Source organism: Bordetella pseudohinzii (assembly GCF_000657795.2).
In the GTDB taxonomy this organism is placed as follows: domain Bacteria; phylum Pseudomonadota; class Gammaproteobacteria; order Burkholderiales; family Burkholderiaceae_B; genus Bordetella; species Bordetella pseudohinzii.
In genome coordinates this window covers 128,461-153,690 of sequence record NZ_JHEP02000009.1, presented here as the reverse complement: position 1 = coordinate 153,690, position 25,230 = coordinate 128,461, and the positions used below count along the sequence as shown (strand labels likewise).

Below are 25,230 nucleotides of genomic sequence, written 5' to 3'. Positions count from 1 at the left end.
GCAAGTCATGAACGTCAGACAGTTTTTAGGTGGAACGCTGCTCGCCGTGGGAGGGCTCGCGCTCTCCTGCGGCGCGCATGCGCAGAACACGGGGCAGGGGGCCAAGCCGGAGGCCAAGGCGGCCGCCTCGGGCAAGAAGCCCAACATCCTGGTCATCTTTGGCGATGACATCGGCCAGGCCAATATCAGCGCCTATACGCGCGGCGTGGTCGGCTACAACACGCCCAATATCGACCGCATCGCCAAGGAAGGAGCGATCTTCACCGACTACTACGCCGAGAACAGCTGCACGGCGGGCCGCTCTTCCTTCATTACGGGCCAGTCGCCGCGGCGCACCGGCCTGTCCAAGGTCGGGGTGCCGGGCGCCACGGTGGGCCTGCAGGACCGCGACATCACCATCGCCCAGGCGCTCAAGGGCCACGGCTATGTGACGGCGCAGTTCGGCAAAAACCATCTGGGCGACCGCGACGAGTACCTGCCCACCAAGCACGGCTTTGATGAGTTCTTCGGCAACCTCTACCACCTGAATGCCGAGGAAGAGCCCGAGCGTCCCTATTGGCCCAAGAACCCCACCGATCCCGTCATCAAGGCGTATCAGCCGCGCGGGGTCATCAAGGCGACGGCCGACGGCAAGATCGAGGACACCGGGGCCTTGACCACCAAACGCATGGAGACCATCGACGATGAGACCGTGGGCGCGGCGATCGACTACATCGATCGCGCCGCCAAGGGCGACAAACCCTTCTTCGTGTGGATGAACACCACGCGGATGCACATCTTCACGCACATCCGGCCGGAGTACAAAGGCAAGAGCGGCATGCCGGGCAATGACTACGCCGATGGCATGTGGGAGCATGACCAGGACGTGGGCAAGCTCCTGAAAAAGCTCGACGACCTGGGCATCGCCGACAACACCATCGTGGTCTACACGACGGACAACGGACCCAACCAGTTCAGTTGGCCGGATGCCGCGACGACGCCGTTCCGCAACGAGAAGGACTCCAACTGGGAAGGCGCTTTCCGCGTGCCGGCCATGGTGCGCTGGCCGGGCCATATCCCGGCCGGCGAGGTGCGCAATGGCATGGTCTCGGGGCTGGACTGGTTCCCGACCTTGCTGGCGGCGGTGGGCGACACCGACGTCAAGGAGCGCCTGCTCAAGGGCTGGGCGCCGGCCAGCGGCGGCAAGAACTACAAGGTGCACCTGGACGGCTACAACCAGCTGGACTACCTGACCGGCAAGAGCGACAAGAGCGCGCGTGAAGACTTCTACTACTTCAACGACGACGGCATGCTGGTGGCCATGCGTTTCGAGAACTGGAAGGTGGTCTTCTGCGAGCAGCGCCAGCCGGGCGGCTTCGGCGTCTGGCAGGATCCCTTTGTCTGCCTGCGCGTGCCCAAGGTGTTCAACCTGCGCATGGACCCGTATGAGCGCGCCGACATCGTGTCCGACCAGTACAACGACTGGCTGACCAAGAATGCCTACCTGTCCTTCATCGGGTCGGCCAAGGCGTCGGAGTTCCTGAAGACCTTTGTCGAATATCCGCCCAGCCAGCGCCCGGCCAGCTTCAGCGTGGACCAGGTGCAGGAAGCGGTCGACAAGGCCATCGAAAAGCACTTTGAAGAGCAGAAAGCCGGCGCCAAGCCGGGGGCCAAGTAAGCAGTCGGGCCAAGTCGCGGACACGGCGGCGCCGTGTCCGCATTCCAAAGGATGTCAATGCAGACGGCGACGATGAAAATGGGCAAGCGCGGCATGGGCGCCAGCGCAAGGACAGGCCTGGGCCTGGCCGCCTTGCTGCTGTTGTTCTCGGGCGCCGCCTCACTGATTTTCCAGATCGTCTGGATCAAACAGCTCTCGCTGGTGGTGGGCGTGGAGATCCACGCCATCGCCACCGCGGTGAGCGCCTTTTTCCTTGGCCTGGCGGCCGGCGGCTGGCTGCTGGGCCGGCTGGCCGCCAGGCTGTCCCGGCCTATCAGGCTTTACGCTGCGCTGGAGGCGGGCGTGGCGCTGCTGGGCCTGGCCGTGACGGGGCTGCTCGCCCATGGCGCGCCCTGGTTCGCGGCCTATGAGGGGCCGCTGGCCTGGCTGGCGCTGTTCCTGGCCGTGGGCGCCGCGCCTTTTCTCATGGGCGGCACCTTGCCGGCGCTCTTGCAGGCCCTGCGCGCGGCCGGGCCGGTGGCGCGTTCGGGCGGCACGCTTTACGCCGCCAATACCGCCGGCGCCATCGCGGGCGCCTTGCTGCCGGCTTTTGCGCTCATCCCGGCCCTGGGCGTGATGGGCACGGCTTGCGCGGCCGCGGCCCTGAACCTGGTCTCGGCCCTGGGCGCGCTAGGCCTGGACCGCGCCGTGCCGGCGCCCGAGCCCGCGCGCGCGGCGCCGCTGGAGCGCGAGGCGCGCTGGGCCATCGGCCTCTATACCCTGGCCGGCGCGCTGGCCCTGGGCTATGAAATCCTCTGGGCGCAAATGGTGGTGCCCTTCATGAGCACCCGCGCCTTCGCCTTTTCCATCGTGCTGGCCATCTACCTGGCCGGGCTGGCGGCGGGCTCGGCCGCCTATGCGCGCTGGGGCGAACGCCTGGGCGAACCCTGGCGCGTCTTCGGTTGGCTGATCGCGCTGGCCGGGGTGACGGCCCTCCTGGAGGCGGCCTTGCTGGGGCGCTGGCTGGTGCCGCTGCAAAGCCTGGCCGAGGCCGGGGTGCTGCGATGGACCGACAATCGGCTGGCCGGCATGAGCGCGCGTTTCGCCACGGCCGGGGCGGCGGTCGTGCTCCTGCCCACCTTTTTGCTGGGCGCGGCCTTTCCGGCCGTGCTGCGCATCGCCGCTGGCCGGGATGGACAGGCCGGCCGCCGGGCGGGCGCCGTGCTGGCCGGCAATACGCTGGGCGGCATCGCCGGCACCCTGCTCACCGGCTTTGTGCTCTTGCCGGCGCTGGGCGCGGTGCGCACCCTGGCCGTGCTGGCCGCGGGCGCTTGCGCGCTGGGCCTGGCCGCGCTGTGGCGCGCGCCCGGCGGGATGCTGCTGGGCCGGGCCAGCGCCCTGGCGCTGCTGCTGGGCACGGCCGGCGTGGGCGCGGCCTTGCCGGCGGACCACCTGGCGCGGCTGCTGCCCGGCGCGCAAGGCGCCGATCTGGTGTTCTATCAGGAGAACCATGGCGGCACCGTGGCCGTGGTCGAGCGCGGGGAGGGCGAGCGGCGCTTCCGGCGCCTCTACATCCAGGGCGTGTCCAATTCGGGCGATGCCATGCCCTCGCTGCGCTATATGCGGCTGCAGGCCTTGCTGCCGCTCATCATCCACAACGGCGAGCCGCGTTCGGCGCTGGTGATCGGCTATGGCACCGGCATCACGGCCGGCGCCTTGTCGCGCTATGCCGGCCTGCGGCAGCGCGTGGTGGCCGAACTGCTGCCCGCCGTGGTGCAGGCCGGTCCCTTGTTCCGCGGGACTTATGGCGCGAGCCAGGACCCGGGCCTGGAGATCCGCCTGCGCGACGGCCGGCGCGAGCTGCTGGCCAGCGAACAGCGCTATGACCTCATCACGCTGGAGCCGCCGCCGCCCTCGGCCGCCGGCGTGGTCAACCTGTATTCGAGCGACTTCTACGCCTTGGCCGCGCGGCGGCTCAATCCCTCGGGGGTGGTGGCCCAGTGGCTGCCGCTGCCCACCCAGAACCTGGAAGACACGCGCGCCCTGGTGGCGAGCTTTCTGGCGGTCTTTCCGCATGTCTCGCTCTGGACCACCGAGGTGCACGAGATGCTGCTGGTCGGCTCCATGCAGCCCATGGCGCTGGATGCCGCGCGCATCGCCGAGCGCTTCGGCCAGCCGCGCGTGCAGGAGGCGCTGGCCGAGGTCGGCGTGCGCAGCCCCGCGGCGCTGCTGGCGACCTGGGTCTGCGGGCGCGAAGCGCTGGAAGGTTTCGTCGCCGGCGTGGCGCCGGTGACCGACGACAGGCCGGCCATCGAGTACGCGCCCTGGGTGCGCCAGCGCGAGATCGTGCGCGCCTTGCCGGCCTTGATGGCCTTGCGCGAGGCGCCGCCGCTGCAGGGCGGCAGCCCGCAGCTGGACGAGGCGATGCGGCGCGAGCGGGTGCAGCTGGATCTCTTTTACCGCAGCACCATCGCCGCCTACGCGGGCGACCAAGAGGGCTGGTCGCGCGACGTCATCGCCCTGAGCCGGCTGGCCGACGGCAACCGCTATCTGCGCTGGTTCCTGGACCAGGGGACGGGCCGATGAGGCTTGCGCTGCTGGCGGCGACGCTGGCCGCCGCGCTGGCCGCGCCGGCGTGGGCCGAAGACATGCGCGATCCGGAGGACGGCGCCTTCGATATGAGCGACGATCTCTTGCATCGCAGCGGCCTGTTTCCCGTGCCTGCCCTCATCACCGAGCCGGCGGTGGGTTATGGCGGGGGGCTGATGCTGATGTATTTTTCGGAATCCTTGGCCGAGGCCGGCGAGCCCATGGGCGTCGATGTGGCCCACAGCAAGGAGCAGAACGCTTTTTATATTCAAGTGGGCAGCGCCTGGCGCTGACCGGTGGACAAGGATCATGGCCTTCAAACCGCGCTTGTTCGGTCTGCTTCTGGCGCTGGCGGCAATCAGCGTCGGGGTGGGTTTCGTCAACGCGCTGCACGCCGGCTATCTGGTGCAGCGCGCCCAGGTCATACAGAATTCGCTGACCTCCGGCCAACACTATGCCGAGAAGCTGGCCCAGGCCATCGACCTCTATCTCGATGCGCTGCACCAGCAATTGGCCGTCATGGCGCTGCCGCTGGAGGACAGCGCGCGGCGGCAGGCGGTGCTGGAGCGCCTGCGCCAGCAGGCGGACACGCTGGATGCCTTGGCCGTGGTCGATGCCCAGGGCCGCGTGCTGCAGTACGCGGCGACCGAAGCGGGCGCCGCCTTGCTGCAGGGCAGCGGGGAGGCCGACCAGGTGCTGCCGGCGCAAGCGGGGCTGCCCGCCCGGCTGGTGATCGCCCAGGCCCTCGCTTCCGGCGATGAAAGACTGCTGGCGGTCATGGCGCTGGAGCGGGGCTCGGGGCTGGATCGCCTGATCACCGGCCAGCTGGGAGCGGCGGCGTATTCGGTGCATCTGGTAAGCGACGAGGGCATGGCGCTTTACGGCGCGGCGCCGCCGGCCGAGCTGTCCTGGGCGCGTCTGTCGGGCGGCTCGGGGGCCGTGCTGCGCGAGTCCCCATCCGGCGCCGCCGAGGTCGTCGGGCATGCGCCGGTGGGGCAGGGGCGCTGGATGGTCGTCTTGCGCCAGCCGCTGGCCCCGCGCCTGGCCTCCCTGTCCCTGGTCTGGCGCGAATCGCTGGCCAGGGCCACGCCCGCGGCGCTTTTCATGCTCTTGCTGGTGGGCCTGCTGGCCTATGCCATCGCGCGGCCGCTTACGCGCCTGGCCCGCGCCATCGATCGGGGCAGCGAAGCCGGCGCGCGCCGGACCCGCCCCTGGTATTTCGAGGCGGACCGCCTGCGTTCGGCCGCGCTGGCCGCGCTGGGCAAGCATCAGACCGAAGTCCAGCGCCTCAATACCGCCTCGATGACGGATCCGCTGACCGGCCTGGCGAACCGGCGGGCGCTGCAGCCCTGTCTGGAGGCGCTGGCCGACAGGCGGCAGGAATTCGCCCTGCTGGCCCTGGATGTCGACCACTTCAAGCAGATCAATGACCGCCATGGCCATCCGGCCGGCGATGCCGCGCTGCGCGCGCTGGCCGAGACCGTGGGCGGCTGCATCCGCCCGCAGGACCGCTTTTTCCGCATCGGCGGCGAGGAGTTCCTGGCGGTGGTGCCGGGCGACATCCAGGCCGCCGGGCAGATCGCCGAACGCATCCGCCAGGCCGTCGCCGGCCAGGCCATGCCGGCCGGCGTGGGTTCGATGACCGTCTCGCTGGGCCTGGCGCGTTGGCCGGCCGACGCGGCCGATATACCGGCCGTGCTGGCCCGGGCCGACCAGGCGCTTTATGCCGCCAAGCAGGGCGGGCGCAATCGCGTGGTTCGCTGGGACGAGTGCAAACCGGGCCCGGCCTAGCCGGCCCACTTTTTCTATAGCCTGATCGAGGTTGGACATGAACTACTCGCTGTTGCTTGTCGTCGTGGCCTTGGTGTTCTTTCTGCTCTTGCTGGCGGCCATGCAGCTGGGCCGTCTCGCGCGCGGTCGGGCGCCCGCCGACAGCCCGGGCGCGGCGGCGATCGAGGCCTCGGTATTCGCGCTTCTGGGCCTGCTGATGGCCTTCACGTTCTCGGGCGCCGCGCAGCGCATGGCCGAGCGCCGCGATCTGCTGGTGCAGGAGGTCAACGCCATTGGCACGGCCTGGCTGCGCGTCGACCTGCTGGATGCCGCCGACCAGCCCGCGCTGCGCGACCAGTTCCGCCGCTATGTGGATGAGCGGATCAACTACTACGCCCATGTCACGGACTTGCAAGGGCGCGATGCCATCGCCGACCAGGTGTCGGCCTTGCAGAAAGCCCTTTGGAGCGGCTCCGTCCAGGCCAGCCGGCACACCGCGCCGCCGCTCGCGGCCGCCTATATCGGCGCGGTCAACGAGATGTTCGACGTCGCCAGCGCGCAGACCGTGGCGCAGAAGGTCCATCCGCCGGCCGCGACCTATGCCTTTCTGGGCTTTCTGGCCCTGATCTGCGCCTGCCTGGTCGGCCGGCACCTGGCCAGCGCCCAGGGTCGCGGCCTGTTTCATCAACTGGTGTACGCGGTCGTGATGACCACGGCGCTCTACATCATCGTGGACTTCGAGTTTCCACGCCTGGGCGTGATACGCATAGACCAGAGCGATGCGCTGCTGGCCGCGCAGCGCGCCGCCATGACGGATCCCGCGCCATGAAGCGGGCCGCACTCTCCTGGCTGCGCGGCCTGGCGCTGGCCTTGCTGGCCCTGCCCGCGGGCGCGCAGACGCTCAAGCTAGGCAAGGATGATCTGCAAAAGCGGGCCAATGGGGTGCTGGCGCTGATGTCGTTTTCCATCGTGCCGGATATCACGACCAGCGCGCTGAACATCGGCAGCGGGGGCGCGTCGACCTCGGGCTCGACCGATTTCTACATGACCCAGCTGGGCGGCGGCGACACTCTGTCCAAAAGCGTGCCCATTTATCTGGAGGGAGTGCTGGCGGGCAGCCGCTATGATCCGGTCTTCATCGCCACCCAGGGCGCCGAGACGCGCCGCATCCCCACCAAATGGAACAGTATTTCGGCCACGGGCGGGGTGGGCTGGGATTTCAAACTGACCGACGAACTCAAGCTGCGGCCCATCTTCAATGTGGCGCTGGGCAATGTGACCAGCGACCTGCGGGCGGCCAGCTGGTATGTGGGGCAGAAAACCGGGCACGACATCGATTTCCTGGACCGGGGCTCGCTCAATGCCTATGGCCTGGGCGGCTCCCTGATGCTGGACTATGAGCACTACCGGCCCGGCTATGAGGTGGATGTGGAGCTGCGCTACTCGGATATCCGCTTGCGCAGCTTCGACAGCTCGGCGGCGGTGCGCGGCCAGGCGACGGCGCAGTCGGCCAATCTCTGGATGCGTTACCGGGCGCCGACCGGCATCACGCTCTTGCAGCGGCCGCTGCGCTACGTGCTGGAGGCCACGCATTCGGAATTCCTGGGCGACCAGCGCGGCATCCTGGGCTTTGACCGCCTGACCTCGCTGGGCCTGGGCCTGGAGCTGGATTCCAGCGCCTACAACGTCATCATCACGCGCACGCGGCTGGTGGGGCGTTATGTCTTTGGCAACAATGTCTCAGGCTTTTCGGTGGGCCTGGCGGTGAGTTTTTGAGGGGGTTGAGATATTTCTTTACAGCTGTTCGCAACCATGCGAATAATGTCTTCGAGTCATTTTTCGTGGCGTCCTTCGATTGCCTCGGCGCCCGGGCAAGCAGCCGGTCTGGCTTGCTTCAACCAAGCGAGTGCGTGACCCCGCTTCGCGGCGGGCCGATGAGCGTAGCCTTGATTGATTCTGGAGGATGCCATGAGCAAGCGTAGGCTTGCCGGGCCGCTGTTCGCGGTCCGGCCTATGATCGTCGCCTTGGGATATTGTGTCTTGCCCCTGGGTCTGGCGGGGCCGGTATTCGGCCAGGTGTTCATCCAGGGGGCCGATGTCGGCCCGAGCCGGACGGAGTCCGGGATGGATTATTCCAACTCGGCCACGACCATCATCCGCGCCGCCAGCGGCGGCAGCTATACCGGCACCAACATCACCGGCAGCACCACGGCCAACGGCGCGTATGGCGCCTATGCCCAAAACGGCGGGCAGATCACCCTCAATGGCGGGACCTTTCTGCTTAACGCGACCGCCACCAATGCGCACGGGCTCTTTGCCTCGGGCGCGGGCTCGCAGATCAATGCCAATGGCGTGACCATCACCACGACGGCCGGCAATTCCAGCGCGGCGATAAGCAACGCCGCCGGCGGGGGCATCGCGCTGGGCACGGGTTCGATATTGAGTTCGGACGCCGGCACCACGCTGCAGGTGAGCGCGGGCGCGGTCAGCGGCAACAACCTCAGTCTCACCAGCAACCGCCTGGGCGCGGCGCTTACGCCCCAGCTCATCGCCTTGCCCAGCTATCCGGGCGGGCTGGCGGGCACCGACCCCATCGATTCGGACCATAGCGGAGACGATGCCGCGCTGGCGCCGTATCTGATCGCTTCGCCGGCCCATGCCGTCTCGATGGGTGGCGGCACGCTGAACCTGACCGGCTTGACCACGGTCAACGCGGGCGGCATGGGCATGCAAGTGACCGGCGGCGTCGTGCAGCTGGAGAACCTGAACCTGACCGCCGGGCCGGGTGGCGCCGACAATACCTGGATGCATGGCGTGTCCGTGACCAATGCCAGCTACACCCAGAACGGCAACCTGACCGCGGTGGTCGACAGCGTGGCCGGCAATGGCATCTATGCGCGTACGAACGGCATCGTGGCGCTGGGCGGGGCGGGCAAGACCGTCAGCGTGACCTTGTCCAATGTGCGCAACAATAGTATCAACCAGGTCAACGAGGCCAGCGCGCTGCGCGCCGATCTGGGCACGCTCACGGCCACGGGCACGGTGCAGCTGCTGGCCTCGCAGGGCCGCGGCTATGGCCTGTGGACGGGCGCGTCCGGAGGCACCATCACCATCAACGGCAATACCGCCATCGAGACGCGCGGCCGCGAAGGCCTCGGCATCCGCCAGGATAACGGCGCCATCACCCTCAATGGCGATCTCTCCATCATCACTGGCAAGAATCCCGTGGCCGATGCCCTGGACGGCGCCGGCTCGGCCGGCATGCGTCTGCTCAAAGGGACGATCCGCGTGACGGGCAGCACGACTGTCGAGACCCATGGCGGCGTGGTGGCCGTGGGCACGGCTTCGACCCGGGAGTCGGCCTACGGCATCTGGGCGACCAGCGCCAGCCGCATCGCCGGCCTCGACGTGCAGGGCGACTTCATGGGGCCGGTAAACGTGACCACGACGGGCGCCGCCGCGCATGGCATCTACAACGACATGACCTCCGGCACCCTGGTGTTCCACGACACGGTCACCGTCGGCACCTCGGGCGGGACGGGTTCGGTGACCTGGGCGCGCGCCAGCCTTAGCGCCTTTGGGACCAACGAGACCGTGGGCGCCTGGGGCGTGAACAACATGCTCAACAGCGTGACCACTTTCCAGGGCGCGCTGACGGTCAACAACACGGGCGATCAAGGCGGGGGCGTGCGGGCCATGGGCGGCACGGTCAACCTGGCCTCGGCCAATATCACGACCTCGGGCGCCGGGGCCCATGGGGTGATGGTGGGGTCGAACACGGCGAGCGGCACGACCTATCGCGGCACGATCATCGCCAGCGGTCCGGTCAATGCCAGCACCAGCGGCGCGGCCGCGCACGCGGTCTATGGTTCAGGCGCCGGCACCACCCTCAACCTCAATGGCGGCGGCCGCTTGCGCGCGACCGGCGCCGCTTCCTTCGGCATCCTGGCGGCCAATAGCGCCACCGTCAACGGCACGGGCGTTTTCGACATCGAGGGCGCGCTGCAATCGCAGGACACGGCCACCGCCGCGCTGGACATGAAGGCCGGCAGCCTGTTTACCGGCACCACGGCCCGGCTGAACACCTCGACCTTCAACATGACCCAGGGCGGCACCTGGAATATGACGGGCAACTCCACCTTGTCCGACCTCAATGTGGCCGGCGGGCAGGTGCTCTACAGCGCGCCGGCGGGCGGGGTGTACAAGACCCTGACCGCCACCAACGTGACTGGCGGCAATGGGGGCATCATCGGCCTGAACACCTACCTGGGCGCCGATGGCTCGCCCTCGGATCTGCTGATCGTCGATGGCGGCGCGGCCACGGGCTCCACGGGCTTGCGCATCACCAATAACGGCGGCCCGGGCGTGCTCACCACGGCCAATGGCATCCAGGTGGTGCAGGCCACCAATGGCGCGACCACGGCGGCCAGCGCCTTCAGCTTGAGCGGCCGCGCGGTGGCGGGTCCCTATGAATACCGCCTGTACCGGGGCTCGAGCGATCCGGCCGACGAAAGCTGGTATTTGCGTTCGGAGAAAACGCCGGTGCCGCCCACACCGCCGGATCCGCCGACGCCGCCCAACCCGCCCGAACCTCTTTATCGTCCGGAAGTGGCGGCATACCTGGCCAATCAGCGCCTGGCCTCGGAGATGTTCGTGCACAGCCTGCACGACCGCCTGGGCGAGCCGCAATACATCGAAGGCCAGCAGTTCGACAACGAGGACGATAAGCGGCGCGCATTGTGGCTGCGCATGACCGGGCGCTGGCAGAAAAGCCGCAGCGGCAACGGCGAGTACCGGGTCGACAGCGACACCGTCCTGCTGCAAGGCGGCGGCGACATCGCCCAATGGCAACTCGCCAGCGAGACCGATCGCCTGCACCTGGGCGCCATGGCGGGCTATGGCGATGCCCGCAGCAGCGCCAGGGCCGACGGCAACCCGTATAAGGCGCATGGCCGTGTCGAAGGCTATACGGTGGGCCTGTACGGCACCTGGTACCAGAACGACGCCGAGCGCCTGGGCGCCTATGTGGACACCTGGTTCCAGTATGGCTGGTTCCGCAACCGCGTCGAGGGCGACGCGCTCGATACGGTCAAGTACGACGCGCAGGGCTGGGCCATATCGGGCGAGGCTGGCTATGCCTTGCGCGTGAAGGGCGACTGGATACTGGAGCCGCAGGCCCAGCTGATCTACACCGAGTACGACCCGGACAGCGTCACCGAGGCCAATGGGACCAAGGTCGGCGGCGGGCGCTCCGATGGCACCATCTGGCGCCTGGGCCTGCGCGGCCACCGGACCTTCGATATGGAAAACGGCCGCAAGATTCAACCTTTCCTGACCTTGAACTGGTGGCATAACGACACGGACGGCCAGTACCGGTTCAACCAGGTGACCCAGGGGGGCCTCTATCCGCGCGACACCTATGAAGTCAAGCTCGGCCTGCATGCGGACTTCACCAAGGGCTGGACGGGCTGGACCAATGTGTCGGGTTCATGGGGCGCGCATCACTACCAGCAATACGCGGCGCGCATAGGGATGAAGTACACCTGGTAGGGCGCGGCGGGGCGCCCGCCGTATCCCTCACACCCAACCGCTTGTCTGCCCATCCGCCTGCCTGCGCGGGCGCGGCAGTTCGATGGCGACAACCGCCACCCAGCCCAGGGCATAGGCCAGGATGTCCCACCCGTCGGCGGTGCTGCCCAGCACAATGCGCAGCAGGGGGTTGGGCAGGCGCCAGCCGAGGTAGGCGGCCGCGTACTGGCCCATCTCGATGAATACGCCCATGCCGAAGGCCAGTCCGGCCAGCGCCAGCACATGGGCGCGCAGGAAGATCTTGAACAGGTAGTACACCCAGACCACGGCCAGGGTGTCGCCCAGGAAGCTGCGCGCCCAGCCCCAGCCCGCGCCCGCCGTGGCCAGCACGGCGAGCGCGATGCCCAGCAGCACGGCGGCGGCCAGGGCGCGGGGGTTGAAGCCTATCGTCATGCGCGTGATCGTAACCCGCGCGGCCCGAAGGCGTCAGTCCAGGCGGATATTGGCCGCTTCGATCAAAGACTTGTAGGTCTGCGACTTCTGGTCCAGGCGCTGGCGCAGCTCGGGCAGGGGCCAGGTCAGGGGCTCGAAGGCGAAGGTGTCCAACCGCTTGCGCACCTCGGGCATGGACAGCACGCGGCTCACGTCGGCATGGATTTTGTCGCGCACCTCCGGCGGCAGCCCCTTGGGCGCGAGCAGCGACACGATGGAGTTGACGTCCAGCTGAGGCGGGCCGCCGGCCTCGGCCACGGTGGGCACATCGGGGAACTGGGGGTGGCGTTTGGGCGCGGCGATGGCCAGGTAGCGCAGCTTGCCGCTGTCATAGACCGGGCGGGTGGAAGGGATGGTGCCAAATGCCCAGTCCACGTCGCCGTTGGCCACCGCGGTGTAGAGCTGGCTGACTTCCTTATAAGGCACATGGATCATCTTGGTGCCCGTGAGCGAGGCCAGCCATTCACCGCCCAGGTGGCCGGGGCTGCCCACGAACCAGGAGCCATAGGTCAGGCTGTCCTTGCGGGTCTTGGCCGCCTCGATCAGGTCGCTCATGTTCTTCCACGGCGATTTCTGGCTGACGGACACCATGAACGGGGTGTAGAACAGCGGCGCCACCAGGTCGAACTTCTGCAGCGGCACGTAGTTGCGCGTCTTGTACAGATGGGGCAGGGCCGAGACATGTTCGCTGTCGAGCTGCAGCAGGGCATAGCCGTCGGCTGGCAGCTTGGCCACCGCCTCCATGGCGATGAAGCCGCCGCCGCCGGGGCGGTTTTCCACCACCACGGGCTGTTTCCAGAGCTTGCCCAGCTCCTGGCTCAGGATGCGCAGCACCACGTCCGGGCCGCTGCCCACCGAGAAGGCGGTGTACAGCGTGACGGTGTGGCTGGGATAGGCCGGGGCCTGGGCCCGGGCCCAGGGGCTGGCCAGCAAGCAGCCGGCGGCCAGGGCGGCGGACAAGAGTTGACGGCGGCGTTTCATGGTTTGTCTCCTGGAGCTGTTGTTATGGCTGGGGAAAGCGAAACGGCGGGAAAAACGTCAGAAGCGGGGGCCTTGCATGCAGTTCTCGGCCTTCCAGCCGTATAGCCATTGCAGGCCGTCATAAAAGCGCGATTGGGGGCAGCCCTGCCACAGCGCATTGCGCACCGCGCGCTCCACGCCCTTGGCGTGGTAGATGCGGCCCATTTCGCGGGTGGACCACACCACGCGCGCGCTGCGCGGGATGCGCAGGGACTGATAGAGCTGGAGCGCGGCGGGCAGATCGCCTTCGCATTGCTGCACCGACAGGCCCAGCGTGACGGCATCTTCCAGCGCCATGCAGGCGCCCTGGGCCATGTACTGCGACATGGGATGGGCGGCGTCGCCCAGCACGGTGGCGCGGCCGAAGCTCCATTGCTCGACGGGCTCGCGGTCGGCGGTGGCCCAGCGGCGCCAGGAGGTGGGGCGGTCCAGCAATTGGTGGGGCCGCGCGTGGATGCCCTCGAAATACGACAGCACTTCCTCCTTGCTGCCGTCGCGCACGCCCCATTCTTCCTGCTCGCGGCTGTGGAAGGTGACCACCAGGTTGTACTGCTCGCCGCCGCGCAGCGGATAGTGCACCAGGTGGCAGCGCGGGCCGGCCCACAGCACCGGCGCGTTGATGCGCAGGTCTTCGGGCATGTTGTCGCGCTCGACCACCGCGCGGTAGACGACGTGGCCGGTCACGCGGGCCGGATCGCCGATCAGGCTTTGGCGGACCACGGACTTTACCCCGTCACAACCGATGACCATGTCGGCGCGATAGACATTGCCTTCCGTGTCGCGGACCTGGGCATAGCCGTCGCCCTGCTCGAAGGACTGGATCTGGGTGGAGGTGCGAAAGGTGATCAGGGGGTCGTGCCTGACGCCTTCGAGGATGGCTCCATGGATATCGGCGCGGTGGATCACGGCATAGGGGCCGTTGAAGCGTTCGCGGAAGGCCTGGCCGGTCTCGATGCGCACGACCTCGGTGTTGTCCACCGCGTCCATCATGATGATGTGATCGGTGAACACGGCCTTCTGGCGCGCCATCTCCCCGACGCCCAGGGCGTCCAGGGCCGCGAAGGCGTTGGGCCCGAGCTGGATGCCGGCGCCGATCTCGCCGATGTGCGAGGCCTGCTCCAGCAATTGAACCTGGATGCCTTGGCGGGTGAGGGCCAGGGCGGCGGCCAGGCCGCCGATGCCGCCTCCCACCACGATGGCCGTTTGCCGGGCGGATTTGCCCGCCGATGCTGTTTTCATGTCTCGTCTCCAGACCCCGCCGCCGGCGGAGTCGTGCTGTCCTTGTCCGGGGCCGGCCTGCGCCTGGCGGCCCCGGGGTGCTGCTTACTTGGAAAAATCCGGCTGGCGCGAGGGCGCGGCGGCCTGGAAGGCAGGCTGCGCCGAGCAGTGTTCGTACACCCGCAACACGCGCGCATAGGGCGCCAGGTCGCAGTTCATGCGTTGGGCATTGGCCACCTGCGGCACCAGGCAGCAGTCGGCCAGCGTGGGCGCGTCGCCAAAGCAGTACTCGCCGTGGCCGTGGCGGGCGAGCAATGCCTCGACCGCGGTCAGCCCCTCTTGTATCCAGTGGGCGTACCAGGCGTTCTTCTGCGCCTCGGTCGCGCCCAGCACATCCTGCAGATAACGCAGGATGCGCATATTGTTGACGGGATGGATGTCGCAGGCGATGGCCTGCGACACTTCCAGCACGCGGGCGCGCGCCAGCGCGTCGGCCGGCAGCAGGCGCGGCTCGGGATGCGTGGCGTCCAGATAGTCGATGATGGCCAGCGACTGCGACAGCCGGAGTTCGCCCTCGACCAGCAGCGGCACGCCGGCCGAGGGGTTGAGCGTCACATAGCCGGCCTCGCGCTGCTCCTGCTTGCGCAGGTTGATGGGCAGGTACTCGTAGGGCAGTCCCTTGAGCGCCAGCGCGATGCGCACGCGATAAGAGGTCGAACTATTGAAGAAGTTGTACAGCTGGGTCACGGCGTCACCTTGACCTTGAGCGTGCCCAGGCCATCGACGCCGCCTTCCATCAGCTGGCCGGCCACGACCGGGCCCACGCCTTCGGGCGTGCCGGTGAAGATCAGGTCGCCCGCCTCAAGGCGGAAGTAGCGCGACAGATAGGCGATGGTCTCGGCCACCGACCAGATGAGCTTGTCCACATTGCTTTGCTGCTTGGCCTGGCCATCGACGTTCAGCCAAAGGCCGGCATGGTGGATGTCGCCGGCCTGCGCGGCCGGGTAGAGCGGGCCGATGGGCGCGCTCTGGTCAAAGGCCTTGCCCAGCTCCCAGGGACGGCCGGCCTCGCGCATCTTCATCTGCAGGTCGCGGCGTGTCATGTCCAGGCCCACCGCATAGCCCCAGACATGGTCCAGCGCGGTCTCGACCGGGATGTTGGCGCCGGCCTTGCCGATGGCGGCCACCAACTCGATCTCGTAGTGGTAATTGGCGGTCTCGGACGGGTAGGGCAGCGACAGCGTTTCGTTCTGCGCCACGGGCACGACGGCGTCGGTCGGCTTGCAGAAGAAAAAGGGCGGCTCGCGGTCCGGATCGAAACCCATTTCGCGGGCGTGCGCGGCGTAGTTGCGGCCCACGCAATAGACGCGGCGCACGGGAAATTGTTCGGCGCTGCCGACCACGGGAATGCCGACCACGGCCGGCGGGGCGAATACATAAGCCATGAGAAAACCCTTGCGGAAAACAAAGAAGAAAGCAGGGCGCCGGCCGGCGCCCCGGGGATTCAGCCTTCGCGGGACTCGCGCCACAGGCCGAGCGCGGCCTGCACCGGACGGTCCGAGTAGCTAAAGAGCACCGCGTCATTGAGCGCGGCCAGCTGCACCGGCATCCACGAAGGCACCACGAAGACATCGCGCGGCCCGAAGGCGAAGTCCTGGTCGCCGATGCGCGCGGTGCCGCGGCCTTCGACCACGCTATAGATGGTCGAGTCCGTGCTGCGATAGGTGCGGCCCTGGAAGCCCGCCGGCAGGAATTGCATAAAGGTGGCCATCGTCGGAATGGCGTGGCCGCCGGTGGCCGGATTGACATAGCGCAGCTTCACGCCGTCCCAGGCATCGAGCTCGCCATGGCGATAGAGCTGGTCCAGCGCCTCGCGGCTGCGGACGTAGGGATAGTTGAAGATGGGCGAGGCGCCGACCCGGGGGGCGTCGTGGCGCACCGGCAGCATGTTGTAGCCATAGCGGGCCGCGCTGTCGCCTTCGGCGCGCGTGACCGGCTGGGTGGCGGACGGATAGTTTTCGGCGAAGCCGGCGTCCAGGGCGCGGATCAGCGGAATGTCCAGGCCGTCGAGCCAGACCACGGGCTCGCCGCCATCGACCGTCTCGGCATTGCCATGGTCATGCCAGGTCCACGAAGGCGTGATGATGAAGTCGCCCGGGTGCATGGTGGTGCGCTCGCCATTGACGGCCGTGTAGGCGCCGCTGCCTTCGACGATGAAGCGCAGCGCCGATTGCGTATGGCGATGGCTGGGCGCGACCTCGCCCGGCAGGATGAGCTGCAGGCCGGCATACAGCGTCTGCGTGATGCTGGCCTGGCCGGGCAGGCCGGGGTTCTCCAGGATGAGCACGCGGCGCACGGCTTCCTCGGCGCTGATGAGCTCGCCCGAGGTCAGCACATCGGCGCGCAGATCGTCGTATTTCCAGAGAAAGGGGATGCAGCGCGGCGCCGGCTTGGGCGGAACCAGGCTGTGCAGCGACTCCCACAGCGGGCTGAGATGCTTGGCGGCGATGCGGGCGTAGTAGTCCGCGCGAGCCTGGGCGGAAGATTGTCCATCGGCCATATCTGTCTCCTTGCGCCGGTCTTCCGGCTTGTCCTGGGCGGCTGACGCCCGATATGGAGCGCATTATGGTGCTTCAGGTATGTCGAAAAAAATGATATTTTCTTATCGGTCATACAAAATAAAGTATATCTGGAGCGAGACATGGACTGGACCCACCGGCTGCGCCTGCGGCACGTCAGGATGTTGCTGAGCCTGGCGCAGACTCACAACCTCAGCCACTCCGCCGTCATCCTCAACACCACCCAGCCGGGCCTGTCCAAATGGCTCAAGGATCTCGAGGAAGACATCGGCCTGCCGCTGTTCGAGCGCCACGCCCGCGGCCTGGTCCCCACGCCTTATGGCGAAGTGCTGATCGCCCATGCCAAGCGGCTGGATTCGCAGCTCGACCGCGCCAGCAGCGACATGGAGGCGCTGCGCGAAGGCGGCAGCGGCCGCGTGGTCATCGGCGCCAGCGGCGTGGCCGCCTCCGATACGGCGCCGCTGGCCATCATGCGCATCCTGGACCGCATGCCGCTGGCCCGCGTCAGCCTGGTCGAAGGCACGACGGACCGCCTGACCGAACAGCTGGCCCAAGGCGATCTGGACCTGGTGCTGGGCCGCGCCGATCCGGAGTTCCGCGATCCCGTGCTGGAGATGGAGTCGCTCTTCGTGGACACCATCCATCTCGTGGTGCGGCCGCGCCATCCGCTGCTGCAGATCAAGCAGCCGCGCTGGGCGGAAATGCAGGCCTATCGCTGGATCCTCTGGCCCAAGGGCACGCCCGTGCGCAACGCCCTGGACAATGCCCTGGCCGAGGCGGGCCAGGCCCTGCCGCGCGACACGCTGGAGACCAACTCGGTCACGGCCAACCTCACCCTGCTCAACAACAGCGACATGATAGGCGTGGCCTCGCACCGCGCGGCCCTGCGGCTGGCCCAGCTCAATGTGATCCGCATCCTGCCCGTGCGCCTGTCGGGCTTTGGCGCCGTCGCCATGTATTGGTCGCGCGACGCCTTCATGTCGCAGGCCTTGCGCCTGGCCATGGACTGCCTGCGCGAAGTGGTGGCCGGCGCCGACCGGGATGGCGTCGCGCCGGCCTGAATCCGCCCTCAGCCGCGCTTGCGCGCGCCGCCCTGGCGCGCCTTGAAGCGCGGCTGGGATTTGCAGATCACATAGATGCGCCCGCGGCGGCGCACCACCTGGCAATCGCGGTGGCGCGCCTTGGCGTCCTTGAGGGAGGCGAGGACTTTCATGAGGCTTCCTTTAGCGTGGAGAGATTCGACAGGACGGGCTCATGGGCGGCGGGTTTTAGAAAAGAAAACGTTATAACATAACATCGTATGGATGGAAAAAACCAGCCCGACGGGCTGGCTTGGGTCTTCAGGCCTGGGCCTCGGCCAGGGCGCGCTGCACGGCCGGGCGGGCGGCCATGCGGGCCAGGTAGTCGGACAGCTTGGGGAATTGGCTCATGTCCACGCCGTCGCCTTCCAGCCAGCTGCCGATGGTGAAGAGATAGCCGTCGACGGCGCTATAGGCCTCGCCAGCCACCCAGGGGCCGGCGATCTGCGATTCCAGATAGGCCGCGCAAGCCGTCATGGTCTGCGGCACCTTGGCGCGCATGGCTTCCTGCGCGGCCGCGTCATCGGCCCAGCGCGCGCCGCGGCGCTTGTGCGCATGCGCGACGTGGGCGGTCGAGGCCAGGTAGCTCGCCAGCTCCTGCATGCGCGCGAAGGCAAAGGGGTCGTCCAGGGGCGCCAGGCGCGCGGCCGGGAAACTTTGGGCGACAAAGGCCAGCAGGGCGGGGGTCTCGGTCAGCACGCCGCGCTCGGTGGCCAGGGCCGGCACGCGGCCTTTGGGATTGACGCTCAGATAGGCCGGGCTTTGCTGTTGGTTGGCCGACATGTCCAGCTTGACCAGGTCGAACTCCGCGCCGGCTTCATGCAGGGCGATATGGGTGGCCAGCGCGCAGGTGCCGGGGGCGGTGTAGAAAGTCCAGCGAGACATCGTCATCCTCGAGTGGTGGAGTGGGAACCGTATTATCCGCCCGCCAGGCATTCAAGGCGCGTAGGGCCGGGTCGAACCGCGTATGGTGAGCGTGGCCGGAAAGCGCGAAGGCCAGGCATGGCCGGCCGGTTCGGATTCGCCGTGGATGCGCGCCAGGAGCAGGTTGATGGTGTAAGCGCCCATCGGATAGACGGGCGGGGCGACCGTGGTCAGGCCTTCGCCTATCAGCTCGAACCAGTCCGGATCGCCATAGCCGACCACGGACACATCGCGGGGGCAGGCCAGGCCCAGGCCGCGCAGCGCCTTGAGCGCGCCCACGGTCAGGCGCGAGCTGCCCACGATCAGGGCGCTGGGCGGCTTGGCCCCGCCCATCATGCCATGCACGGCCCGATGGGCGAATTCGACCCGGGGCGGCCCCACGGCCGTCAGGCTGGCGTCCAGGCCGGCGTCGCGCATGGCGCCCTGAAAACCTTCGAGACGATCCTCGCCGCAGCTCAGGTCGGTCGTGGTGCCCACATAGGCGATGCGGCGATGGCCGTAATTGATGAGGTGTTCGGCGGCCGCGCGCGTGGCCGCCCGCTCGTCGATGACCACGGCCTCGGCTTCCATGGCCGCGTGCTGGCGTATGAGCTGGATGGCGTGGATGTTCTTGAGCAGCGCCACGGTTTCGGCCTTGGGCGAGACGGTGGGCGTGATGATGACGCCGGCCGCGCGCGAGACGACGAAGGCGCGCAGGTCATTGAGCTCGCGCTCCGGATTGTCTTCGGTGATGCTCAGCGCCAGCTGAAAGCCGCGCGCCACGGCGGCGTCGGCCACGATCTTGGCCGTGGCCGCGTAGAAGTCGTTCTGGATGTCAGGCACGATCAGGCCGATGACCGGGCTGTGCGCGGTGCGCATGTTCTGCGCCGTGCCGTTGGGCACGTAGCCCATCCCGCGCGCGGCCTCGCGCACGCTGGCCTTGGTCGCCGCGCTGATCTTGGGATGGTCGGCCAGGGCGCGCGAGACGGTCGTGTGCGACATGCCCAGGGCGGTGGCGATGTCCTTGATGGTGACGTTGGTGCGGGCGACTATGCCAGCCATGGTCTTTGTGCTTGTTGCTCGGTTTGAAAGCGTTCGATGGCCGCGGCGCGGCGCCAGGCGAGGTCGATGTCGTCGATGCCGTCGAGCAGCAGGCGCCGCTGGCCGGGGTCGAGGTCAAAGCCATACGCCTGTCCGTCGGGGCCGGTGACGCGCTGGGCGGCCAGGTCCACGGTGCAGCCGGCGCCGGGCAGCGCCAGCGCCTGGCGTGTCAGCGCCTCGATGGCGGCGGCCGGCAGGGTCACGGGCAGCAGCCCGTTTTTCAGGCAGTTGTCGTGAAAGATGGGCCCATAGCTCTCGGCCACGATGGCCTGGATGCCGTATCCCTGATGGGCCCAGACCGCGTGCTCGCGCGAGGAGCCGCAGCCGTAGTTCTTGCGCGCCACGACGATGGCCGCGCCTTGGTAGCCTGCTTGATTGAGCACGCAATCGGGGCGCGGACGGCCTTGCCCGTCGTAGCGCCAGGCGCCCATGAAACCGTCGGCCAGGCCGCCGCGCGCAACGGTCACCAGCCAGCGCTGGGGCACGATGGCATCGGTGTCGATGTTGTCCTGGTTCAAGGGGAGCATGCTGCCGTGGGCGCTGAGGAAGGGCTTCATGTTAGACCAATTCCCTGTGGTCGACGATGTGGCCGGCAAGGGCCGCGGCGGCCGCGCTGGCGGGGCTGGCCAGGTGGCTGCGCGCGCCCGGGCCCTGGCGGCCCTCGAAGTTGCGGTTGGATGTGGTCACGCAGCGCTGGCCGGCCGGAACGTGATCGGCGTTCATGCCCACGCACATCGAGCAGCCCGGCTCGCGCCATTCAAAACCCGCCTCGATGAAGATGCGGTCCAGCCCCAGCGCTTCGGCGGCGCGCTTGACGCGCCGCGAGCCGGGCACCACCAGCGCGCGCACGCCGGCGGCCACCCGTCTGCCTTGCGCGATGTCCGCGGCCGCGCGCAGATCCGACAGCCGGCCATTGGTGCAGGAGCCGATGAAGACCCATTGCACCGGGGTGCCCGCCAGCGGCCGGCCCGGCGCGAGATCCATATAGCGGTAGGCGCGCAAGAGCGCGGCGCGGCCGGCCTCGTCAGCGGCCTGGTTCGGGTCGGGCAATGCCTCGCCCACGCCGGCGACCTGGGAGGGATCGGTGCCCCAGCTCAGCTGCGGCTCGCGCAGGGACAGCTCCAGCGCCAGCTCGGTCTCGTAGCGCGCCTGGGCATCGCCGCGCCAGCGCTGGAAATCCGCCATGGCGCGCGGATCGGCGCAGACGTCGGGCGCGTGCTGGCGCAGGTAACGCAGCGTGACGGCGTCGGGCGCGATGACCGCCGCCCGCGCCCCGGCTTCGATGGCCATATTGCAGACGGTCAGGCGCCCCTCCATGGGCAAGGCGGCGACCGCCGGACCCGCCAGTTCGAGAAAGCCCACGGGCGCGCCGCGCACGCCGATGCGGCGCAGCACATGCAGGGCCATGTCCTTGGCGCTCAGGGCCGGGGGCAGGGCGCCGGTCAGCGTCAGGCGCATGGCGGCCGGGCGGCGCATGGCCAGGGTCTGGGTGGCCAGCACATGTTCGGCCTCTGAGGTGCCTATGCCCCAGGCCCAGGCGCCCAGGGCGCCGAGCGTCGAAGTGTGGCTGTCGCCGCAGGCCACCGTCATGCCGGGCAGCACCAGGCCCAGCTCGGGCGCCAGCACATGGACAATGCCCTGGTCCGGATGGTCCTGGCCGTAATGCCGCAGGCCGAACTCGGCCGCGTTGGCGGCCAGGGCGTCCAGCATGGCGTCGCCGCCGGGCACGCGCTCGGCCTGGCGGCCGGGGGCGGTGGAGACGATATGGTCGGCGATGGCGATGTTGCGCCCCGGGCTTTGCACGCGGCGGCCGGCGGCGCGCAGGGCGTCGAAGGCCTGCGGGCTGGACAGGTCGTGCAGGAGATGACGGTCGATGTGCACCAGGCTGCGACCGTCCTCCAGGTCGGCGACGTGGTGGCTGGCCCAGAACTTGTCGAACAAGGTCCGCGGCCGCTTGGGGATGGATGGCGTCATGTCTCCCTCTTTAGTGCACACGTATGAAAAATGACGTTTATGTTTTTACTCGGGTAAACGAGTAGTTATTCATCGTCATGGCAAGGATTATAGTCCACTTAATGCAAACGTGTGCATTAGACACAACGACAACAGCAGCAGGGAGACATCGATGACAGGCATCAAGCAAGTCCGCAATCGCGCGCTGGCCATGGTGGCGGCGATGGGCCTGGCGCTGGGCGGCGCGCCGGCGCAGGCCTCTGGCTACCCTGAACGGCCCATCCGGCTGATCGTGCCTTTCGGCGCGGGCGGCACGACCGATATCCTGGGCCGGATGCTGGGCCAGGCCCTGGGCGCGGCGCTGGGGCAGACCGTGGTGGTGGAAAACCGTCCCGGCGCCAACGGCAATATTGGCAGCGATGCGGTGGCCAAGGCCGCGCCCGACGGCTATACGCTGCTCTTCGCGGCCGACGCCACGCTGGTCATCAATCCCTCGCTGTACAAGCAGCTGCCCTTCAAGCCGCAGAGCGACTTCGCGCCCATTTCACGCATCGCCAACGTGCCCCTGGTGCTGGTGGCCAACCCTCGGCTCAAGGCCGATACGCTGCCCGAGCTGGTGGCGCTGGACCGCAAGGAGGGCGGCACGCTGGACTTCGGCAGCGCGGGGGCGGGCAGCATGGGCCATCTGGTCGGCGAACGGCTTGCCCGCGCCACCGGCATGAAGATGACCCATATCCCCTACAAGAGCGGCGCTCAGGCCATCGCCGACATCGTCTCGGGGCAGATCCCGCTGCTGGTCACCGGACTGGCCGTGGCCGATCCCTTCCTGAAGAACGGCAAGCTCAAGGCCATCGCCGTGACCTCGGGGCAGCGTTTCCCGGGCGCGCCCGCCATCCCGACCATCGCCGAGGGCGGTGTGAAGGATTTCGACTCCCCGAGCTGGTATGGCCTGCTCGCGCCGGCCGGCACCCCCGTGCCGGTGCTGGACAAGCTGCACGCCGCGCTCGGCCAGGCCCTGGGAGGCGAGACCATGAAGGCGCGCATGATCGAGCTGGGCGCCTGGCCCGTGGTGGACAGCCGCCAGGATTTCGCCAGGCTGATTCATGACGACACCGCGCGCTGGGCGCAGATCATCCAGGCGGCCGGCATCTCCGTGCAATGACACCGCCCTCCGCGGGCCGCCCTGCGCGGGCCGCCCCGATTCCTCACCTCAACTTTCTCGAGCCTCACCCCATGCGCATCACCGCCATCCGGGAAATTTCCGTCCCTCTTCAAGGCAATCTCTCCAATTCGCTGGTCAACTTCGCCGAGCACACGGTCTCCCTGGTGGCGATCGAATGCGATGTGCGCCGCCAGGGCAGGCCGCTGGTGGGCTATGCCTTTGATTCCATCGGCCGCTATGCCCAGCCCGGCCTCTTGCGCGAGCGCTTCATCCCGCGCCTGCTGGCCGCCGCGCCCCAAGCGCTGCTGGACGACAGCGGCGGCGCCTTCGATCCGGCGCGCGCCAGCGCCATCATGATGCGCAATGAAAAACCCGGCGGCCATGGCGACCGGGCGGCGGCGGTGGCCGCGCTGGAGCTGGCCTTGTGGGACCTGAACGCCAAGCTGCGCGACGAGCCCGCCTATCTGACCATCGCGCGCCACGCGGGCCGCGCGGTGGACGAGGCCAGCGCGCCGGTTTATGCCGCCGGCGGCTATTACTACGACAGCGGCGATGCGCGGCAGCGCCTGCGGCAGGAGTTCCAGGCCTACCGTGACCAGGGATTCGGCAAGTTCAAGATGAAGATAGGCGGCGCGCCCCTGGCCGAGGACCTGTCGCGCATCGAGGCGGCGCTGACCGTGGCCGGCGAGGGCGCCAACCTGGCGGTCGACGCCAACGGGCGTTTCGACGAGGCCGCCGCGCTGGCCTATGCGCGGGCCATGGAACCCTATGCCTTGCGCTGGTACGAAGAAATCGGCGATCCGCTGGACTACGCGCTCAACCATCGGGTGGCCCAGGCCTATGGCGGCGCCATCGCCACGGGCGAAAACCTGTTCTCGCTGCCCGACGTCAACAATCTGCTGCGTTTTGGCGGCATGCGGCCCGGACGCGATATCCTGCAGATGGACGCCGGCCTGTCCTATGGCCTGACCGAATACCTGAAGATGCTGGCGGCGGTGGAGGCGGCCGGCTTTGACCGGCGGCAGCTGCATCCGCATGGTGGACACCTGATCAATCTGCATATCGCCGTGGGCCTGGGCCTGGGCGGCTGCGAGGCCTATCCGGGCGTCTTCCAGCCCTTCGGCGGCTATTCGCCCCAATGCGCGCTGGGCGGCGGCCGCGTCCGGCCCACCGATGCGCCGGGCTTCGGCCTGGAGCAAAAGCCGGAGCTGGCCGGGCCCATCGCCGCGCTGGCCGCGCGCTGAAGAAGGAGCGTCATATGAAAATCGCCATCATGGGCTGCGGGGCGATGGGCTCGGTCTACGCCGGTCTGTTGGCCTCGGCCGGCCACGACGTCATCGCCATCGCCCGCTGGGCCGAGCATATCGCCGTCATGGCCGAACGCGGCCTGCGCGTGGAGGGCGCCAGCGGCGACCGCACGGTGCGCCTGCGGGCCTATACCCGGCCTCCCGAGGAGCCGGTCGACCTCATCATCATCGCCGTCAAGGCGGCCCAGGCCGCGGAGGCGGCCGCCCAGGCGCGCGCCATGACCGGGCCCGATACGCTTGTGCTGACCCTGCAGAACGGCCTGGGCAGCGCCGACGACGTGGCCGGCGCCATCGGCGCGGACCGCCTGGCCGTGGGGATCGCCGCGGCTTTCGGCGCCTCCTTGCCCGCGCCCGGACATGTGCACCATAACGGTATGTCGGCGGTGCGCATGGGCGCCTATGCCGGCATGCGCCCCGAGCAGGTGGAGCGGATCGCCGACATCTGGCGCGCGGCGGGCTTCACGGCCGAGGCGGTGAGCGACCTGGCGGCCATGCAATGGGAGAAACTCATCTGCAACGTCGCCTACAGCGCGCCGTGCACCTTGAGCGGCCTGACCATAGGCGGCGTCATGGACGATCCCGATGTCAGCCTGGTGAGCCAGGCCGCGGCCACCGAAGCCTGGACCGTGGCGCGCGCCTTGGGCGTGCCGATCGCGGTCGCCGACCCGGTGGCGCATGTGCTGGCCTTCGGCAACCGCATCCGCGACGCCAAGCCCTCGGTCATGCTGGACCATGAACGCGGGCGCGTCAGCGAGATCGGCTATATCAATGGCGCCATCCCGGTGCAGGCCGCCAAATGCGGCATGACCGCGCCCGTGAACCAGACGCTCACGCGGCTGGTCAGGCAGCGCGAGCGCGGTTTTGGCGGCTAGCCCCGGGGCGGCGGCCCGGC

General features: G+C 68.5%; 22 protein-coding genes. 11 read left to right on the top strand and 11 right to left on the bottom strand.

Features of this window, described 5'->3' with window-relative positions; genetic code table 11:
- Window positions 1–7: 7 nt before the first annotated feature.
- The 7 genes from L540_RS13225 (at window position 8) to L540_RS21245 (ending at window position 11,545) form a co-directional block, all read left to right on the top strand.
- Window positions 8–1,657, top strand: coding sequence for an arylsulfatase (locus L540_RS13225; protein WP_043211905.1), 1,650 nt, complete (start codon window positions 8–10; stop codon window positions 1,655–1,657).
- Between the two features lie 57 nt (window positions 1,658–1,714).
- Window positions 1,715–4,222 carry a fused MFS/spermidine synthase gene (locus tag L540_RS13220; RefSeq protein WP_043211901.1) on the top strand — a complete coding sequence of 836 codons (2,508 nt, stop codon included), beginning with the start codon at window positions 1,715–1,717 and terminating at the stop codon, window positions 4,220–4,222.
- On the top strand, window positions 4,219–4,518 hold the full coding sequence (locus L540_RS22130; RefSeq protein WP_043211898.1) for a hypothetical protein: 300 nt from the start codon (window positions 4,219–4,221) through the stop codon (window positions 4,516–4,518). The genes L540_RS13220 and L540_RS22130 overlap by 4 nt, the downstream gene beginning before the upstream one ends.
- 16 nt (window positions 4,519–4,534) lie before the next feature.
- Window positions 4,535–6,016: a GGDEF domain-containing protein gene (locus tag L540_RS13210; protein ID WP_043211896.1), complete on the top strand. Its 1,482-nt coding sequence runs from the start codon at window positions 4,535–4,537 to the stop codon at window positions 6,014–6,016.
- Between the two features lie 37 nt (window positions 6,017–6,053).
- Window positions 6,054–6,824, top strand: a complete 771-nt coding sequence (locus L540_RS13205; protein WP_043211894.1) for a bestrophin-like domain — start codon at window positions 6,054–6,056, stop codon at window positions 6,822–6,824.
- Window positions 6,821–7,771, top strand: coding sequence for a hypothetical protein (locus L540_RS13200; RefSeq protein ID WP_043211892.1), 951 nt, complete (start codon window positions 6,821–6,823; stop codon window positions 7,769–7,771). The genes L540_RS13205 and L540_RS13200 overlap by 4 nt, the downstream gene beginning before the upstream one ends.
- A 192-nt stretch (window positions 7,772–7,963) precedes the next feature.
- Window positions 7,964–11,545 (top strand): autotransporter outer membrane beta-barrel domain-containing protein, encoded by a 3,582-nt coding sequence (locus tag L540_RS21245; RefSeq protein WP_082384652.1) that lies wholly within the window; start codon window positions 7,964–7,966, stop codon window positions 11,543–11,545.
- Window positions 11,546–11,572: 27 nt separating this feature from the next.
- Here L540_RS21245 and L540_RS13190 read toward each other — a convergent pair whose 3' ends face one another.
- The 6 genes from L540_RS13190 to gtdA all read right to left on the bottom strand — a co-directional run bounded on the left by L540_RS13190 (window position 11,573) and on the right by gtdA (window position 16,814).
- Window positions 11,573–11,977 carry a ribosomal maturation YjgA family protein gene (locus L540_RS13190; protein ID WP_043211890.1) on the bottom strand — a complete coding sequence of 135 codons (405 nt, stop codon included), beginning with the start codon at window positions 11,975–11,977 and terminating at the stop codon, window positions 11,573–11,575.
- A 33-nt stretch (window positions 11,978–12,010) separates the two neighbouring features.
- Window positions 12,011–12,997, bottom strand: coding sequence for a Bug family tripartite tricarboxylate transporter substrate binding protein (locus L540_RS13185; RefSeq protein WP_043211887.1), 987 nt, complete (start codon window positions 12,995–12,997; stop codon window positions 12,011–12,013).
- Between the two features lie 57 nt (window positions 12,998–13,054).
- Window positions 13,055–14,275 (bottom strand): 3-hydroxybenzoate 6-monooxygenase, encoded by a 1,221-nt coding sequence (locus L540_RS13180; RefSeq protein WP_043211885.1) that lies wholly within the window; start codon window positions 14,273–14,275, stop codon window positions 13,055–13,057.
- An 84-nt stretch (window positions 14,276–14,359) separates the two neighbouring features.
- Complete coding sequence (gene maiA / locus L540_RS13175) at window positions 14,360–15,001, bottom strand: maleylacetoacetate isomerase (RefSeq protein WP_043211883.1); 642 nt, start codon at window positions 14,999–15,001, stop codon at window positions 14,360–14,362.
- Window positions 14,998–15,699 carry a fumarylacetoacetate hydrolase family protein gene (locus L540_RS13170; RefSeq protein WP_043211881.1) on the bottom strand — a complete coding sequence of 234 codons (702 nt, stop codon included), beginning with the start codon at window positions 15,697–15,699 and terminating at the stop codon, window positions 14,998–15,000. The genes maiA and L540_RS13170 overlap by 4 nt, the downstream gene beginning before the upstream one ends.
- Window positions 15,700–15,758: 59 nt before the next feature.
- On the bottom strand, window positions 15,759–16,814 hold the full coding sequence (gene gtdA, locus L540_RS13165; protein ID WP_043211880.1) for a gentisate 1,2-dioxygenase: 1,056 nt from the start codon (window positions 16,812–16,814) through the stop codon (window positions 15,759–15,761).
- Between the two features lie 141 nt (window positions 16,815–16,955).
- On the opposite strand from gtdA, the gene L540_RS13160 reads away from it, so the two are divergent.
- The gene (locus tag L540_RS13160; RefSeq protein WP_043211877.1) at window positions 16,956–17,894 is read left to right on the top strand and encodes a LysR substrate-binding domain-containing protein; all 939 of its coding nucleotides are present in this window, start codon (window positions 16,956–16,958) and stop codon (window positions 17,892–17,894) included.
- An 8-nt stretch (window positions 17,895–17,902) separates the two neighbouring features.
- On the opposite strand, the gene ykgO is transcribed toward L540_RS13160, so the two are convergent.
- The 5 genes from ykgO to L540_RS13135 form a co-directional block, all read right to left on the bottom strand.
- A complete protein-coding gene (ykgO, locus tag L540_RS13155) occupies window positions 17,903–18,046 on the bottom strand; it encodes a type B 50S ribosomal protein L36 (RefSeq protein WP_043211873.1) in 144 nt (47 codons plus the stop codon).
- A 127-nt stretch (window positions 18,047–18,173) separates the two neighbouring features.
- A complete protein-coding gene (locus L540_RS13150; RefSeq protein ID WP_043211969.1) occupies window positions 18,174–18,797 on the bottom strand; it encodes a glutathione S-transferase family protein in 624 nt (207 codons plus the stop codon).
- Between the two features lie 51 nt (window positions 18,798–18,848).
- Window positions 18,849–19,877: a LacI family DNA-binding transcriptional regulator gene (locus L540_RS13145; RefSeq protein WP_043211870.1), complete on the bottom strand. Its 1,029-nt coding sequence runs from the start codon at window positions 19,875–19,877 to the stop codon at window positions 18,849–18,851.
- Complete coding sequence (leuD, locus tag L540_RS13140) at window positions 19,865–20,473, bottom strand: 3-isopropylmalate dehydratase small subunit (protein WP_043211868.1); 609 nt, start codon at window positions 20,471–20,473, stop codon at window positions 19,865–19,867. The genes L540_RS13145 and leuD overlap by 13 nt, the downstream gene beginning before the upstream one ends.
- 1 nt (window position 20,474) lies before the next feature.
- A complete protein-coding gene (locus L540_RS13135) occupies window positions 20,475–21,890 on the bottom strand; it encodes a 3-isopropylmalate dehydratase large subunit (RefSeq protein WP_043211862.1) in 1,416 nt (471 codons plus the stop codon).
- A gap of 151 nt (window positions 21,891–22,041) precedes the next feature.
- Between L540_RS13135 and L540_RS13130 the strand changes: the two genes are divergently transcribed.
- From L540_RS13130 to L540_RS13120, 3 genes are all read left to right on the top strand, one after another.
- Entirely contained in the window at window positions 22,042–23,031 is a 990-nt protein-coding gene (locus L540_RS13130) for a Bug family tripartite tricarboxylate transporter substrate binding protein (RefSeq protein ID WP_043211859.1), read from the top strand.
- Between the two features lie 71 nt (window positions 23,032–23,102).
- A complete protein-coding gene (locus L540_RS13125; protein WP_043211857.1) occupies window positions 23,103–24,275 on the top strand; it encodes an enolase C-terminal domain-like protein in 1,173 nt (390 codons plus the stop codon).
- Window positions 24,276–24,289: 14 nt separating this feature from the next.
- Window positions 24,290–25,210 carry a ketopantoate reductase family protein gene (locus L540_RS13120; protein WP_043211854.1) on the top strand — a complete coding sequence of 307 codons (921 nt, stop codon included), beginning with the start codon at window positions 24,290–24,292 and terminating at the stop codon, window positions 25,208–25,210.
- The last annotated feature ends 20 nt before the right edge of the window (window positions 25,211–25,230 follow it).